This is a genomic window from Stenomitos rutilans (assembly GCF_059505485.1).
Map to the genome: position 1 here is coordinate 1 of NZ_JCACKR010000011.1, position 3390 is coordinate 3390.

The 3390-nt window shown below is 51.0% G+C and carries 3 protein-coding genes; all 3 read left to right on the forward strand.

What is annotated here, in order from left to right:
• Window positions 1-60 precede the first annotated feature (60 nt).
• Window positions 61-963, forward strand: coding sequence for an AAA-like domain-containing protein (locus AC5JLP_RS00460; protein WP_496065926.1), 903 nt, complete (start codon window positions 61-63; stop codon window positions 961-963).
• A gap of 3 nt (window positions 964-966) precedes the next feature.
• On the forward strand, window positions 967-2379 hold the full coding sequence (locus AC5JLP_RS00465; RefSeq protein ID WP_496065920.1) for an AAA-like domain-containing protein: 1413 nt from the start codon (window positions 967-969) through the stop codon (window positions 2377-2379).
• The coding region (locus AC5JLP_RS00470; protein WP_496065921.1) for a tetratricopeptide repeat protein at window positions 2379-3390 on the forward strand (1012 nt) is incomplete at its 3' end. The genes AC5JLP_RS00465 and AC5JLP_RS00470, both read left to right, overlap by 1 nt.

Sequence of the window (3390 nt, forward strand, 5' to 3'; positions counted from 1 at the left end):
AAGCGTGAGCTTCAGCCTCTAGCAGTTTGACTCTTCTGAATTCGCCAACAGTGTCTTCGGATTAAGTCACCCCATAAGATGGGCAAATCGTCGTTGATGGTGCGTGTGTTGGCGCATGGATCTGAGTTGGGCTACCGCACCGTGACGTTGAATCTGGAAGCCGCTAACCAGAAGCTGTTTACGGACATGGACAAATTTATGCAGTGGTTCTGTGCATCTGTGGGCAGACCGCTGGATGTGAGGGTCAAACTCGAAGAGTACTGGGATGATATTTTTGGTGCCAATGACAACAGTACAGACTATTTCGAGAAGTATTTGCTTAAAAGCACCGAACCACCGTTAGTCATTGCGATCGACAACTTCGATCGGGTGTTTAATTATCCTGATATCGAAACCGATTTCTGCGGGCTGCTGCGGGGCTGGCATGAGCGATCGCGCAGTAATGCGCTCTGGGGCAACTTGCGTCTGGTGATTGTCTACTCTCAGGAACCCTACTTGCAAAAAGATATTAACCAATCGCCGTTTAATGTAGGTTTGCCCATCGAATTGGGCGAGTTGACTGTGGCGCAGGTGCAGAACCTGGTGACACTGCATGGGCTGGGTTGGACTGAGCCGGAGTTGGGGCAGGTGATGGAGTTGATTGGAGGGCATCCTTACCTGGTGCGATCGGCGTTGTATCGCATTGCGGTGAGGGATTTGTCCCTGGCAGAGTTTTTTGAAACCGCCCCGACGGAGGAAGGACTGTATCGAGACCATCTGGTGGGGCATCTGGGGGCACTGGAGCGCTATCCTGCTCTGGGTACGGCAATGAAAACCGTTGTGGACTCAGAGACTCCGGTTAGTTTGCGGTCTGAGGAGGCATTTAAGCTGGATAGTATGGGGTTGGTCGTGCAGGTCGGAAACGATGTCCAGCCCCGATGTCGGCTGTATCGACAATACTTTCGTGATCGCTTAGGAGCGTAACGAATGAGCGACCAATCCGAATTGCGACCCAACCAATCTGGTCAACCGTTCAACTATCAGGTGGGGGGCAGCGTGCCCCTGAATAATTCAGCCTACGTGGAACGTCAGGCTGATCGGGAACTGTATGAGCGGCTGAAGGCAGGGGAGTATTGCTTTGTCTTTAACTCGCGGCAGATGGGCAAGTCGAGTCTGCGGGTGCGGGCAATGCAGAGATTGCAGCAGGACGGGGCTGCCTGTGCGGTGATTGACCCACAAACGCGGGGAACAACCTTGCGCGAGGATCAATGGTACGCAGGTACGATCAAGCGACTGATTGGCGACCTGCATCTGGAGGAGTGGATCGACTTCCCCACCTGGTGGAGAGCGCTGGATGCCCAATCAATCTCAGCCGTGGAGCGCTTTTATGAGTTCATTGACCAGATTTTGCTGCCACACACAGCGCAACCCATCATCCTATTTGTAGAAGAGGTCGATAACCTGCTCAGCCTCAAGTTCGATACCGATGGGTTCTTCGTGCTGGTTCGATCGCTCTACGAACGCCGTGCCGAAAAGCCAGAGTACCAGCGTCTCACCTTTGCCTTTTTAGGGGTGGCAACGCCATCGGATCTAATCCGCAACCAGGGTAACTCTTCATTTAATGTTGGGCGTGCTGTGGAGTTGAGCGGATTTCAAGCGTCGGAAGCCGCGCCGCTGGTTCATGGGTTGGTGGGGAAGGTGAGGGAACCCCAAGCGGTCTTGCAGGCGGTGTTGCAGTGGACGGGGGGACAGCCGTTTTTAACCCAGAAGCTGCTGAATTTAGTGGTGAGTGAGGCAATCACGGCTCCAAACCTTTCTCCTGATGTGTTGGTGGAACAGGTTGTATACGCCAGAATCATCGACAACTGGGAGACGCAGGATGTGCCGCCCCACTTGAGGACCATTCGCGATCGCCTGCTGAAAAGCGATGAACAGGGGCGCGGGCGGTTGTTGGCGCTCTACCAGCAGATTTTGCAGCCAGGAGGCATTGCTGCGGATGAAAGTGAGGAGCAGCGGCGACTACGACTGACGGGACTGGTGGTGCAACGGCAAGGGCGACTGATTGTTTACAACCCGATCTACGCCGCTGTCTTCAATCAGACTTGGGTAGACAACGCCTTAACCCTGTTGCGTCCGGCCTTTTATGCAGAGGCATTCAAATCCTGGCAGGAAGCAGACGACGGGCAAAAAGAGTCATTTTTACTGCGGGGACAGGCGTTGCAGGATGCCCGTACCTGGGCTGAGAGCAAAAATCTGGGGGATGACGATCGCCGCTTTCTAGATGCGAGTCAGGAACTGCAGAACCGGGACATGCAAACCCGTTTGGCAGCCCAGGAAGAAGCTAATCGGATCTTGCAGGAGGCAACAAAAAGGCAAATCGCCGGAATCTGTTCAGTTTAGTGGGGGCGGTAGCGGCACTAGTAGTAGCGGGGATTGCGGTACCCAGCGCCTTTGTTGCTGGAAGAGCACGGGATGCAGCGCAAAACGAGGTTACCAAAGCGAAAAATAGCTTGGAGGCAACGCAGAAACAGGCAACTAAGGCAGAGTCCAAGTATCAAGCAGCAGAAACTAGATCGCAGGCGGCAAATCTCAAGTATCGACAGGCTCAGGGCAAAGAAAAGGCAGCCCGCCAGCAGTACCAGCAAGCGAAACAACAGGTTCAACTGGCACAAGTGCAACTCGCACAGGTGAACCAGCAGAGAGGTGTAGCCACCCAACGGGCAGAAGCAGCTCAGACATTAGCAACCATTGCCCAACGGCAGTACAAGGATGCCCAAAGAAAAGCGGAACAAATAAGTCAGCAGTCTAAAACAGCAGAGGCAAATTTTCGGACAACCAATACTAGAACTCAGAAAACAGTAAAGGATCTAGGAGAAGTTTTGAGTGGATTCTATCAAACTAATTTTGACGATAAATTTTTAGAATTCCTCAGTGGTGTAATCAATAAAAATTCTCAGAATAGTTTTGCTTTAGTCAGTCGGGGCTCAATTTTTTCTGAATCAAAGAAGGATTACTCAGCTGCGGAAAAAGACTTTAGACATGCTGTTGAAATCGATCCTCAAGACTATTATGCTTGGGGAAATCTAGGCAATGTTTTGCGTACTCAAAATAAGTTAAAGGAAGCAGTATCGGCTTACCAGAACGCGATTAAATTTATCCCTGATAATCAAGAGGACAGTCCTGGCTCAAGCAGTACAGCAGATGTTCAGAGGAACCAGATCGTTACATCATTAAGTAAACCTGAGAGATTAATATCAGGTAATAACACTGTTAACTATCAACAAATCGTATTTCAGTCTTTTCAAAGCCAGGTAACTAAAAAAGCTATTTTCAATAATTTAGGTAATGTTTTGTATGCGATCGGGAAACTCGATGAGGCCGTTGCCGCTTACCGCAAAGCCATTGAGCTTG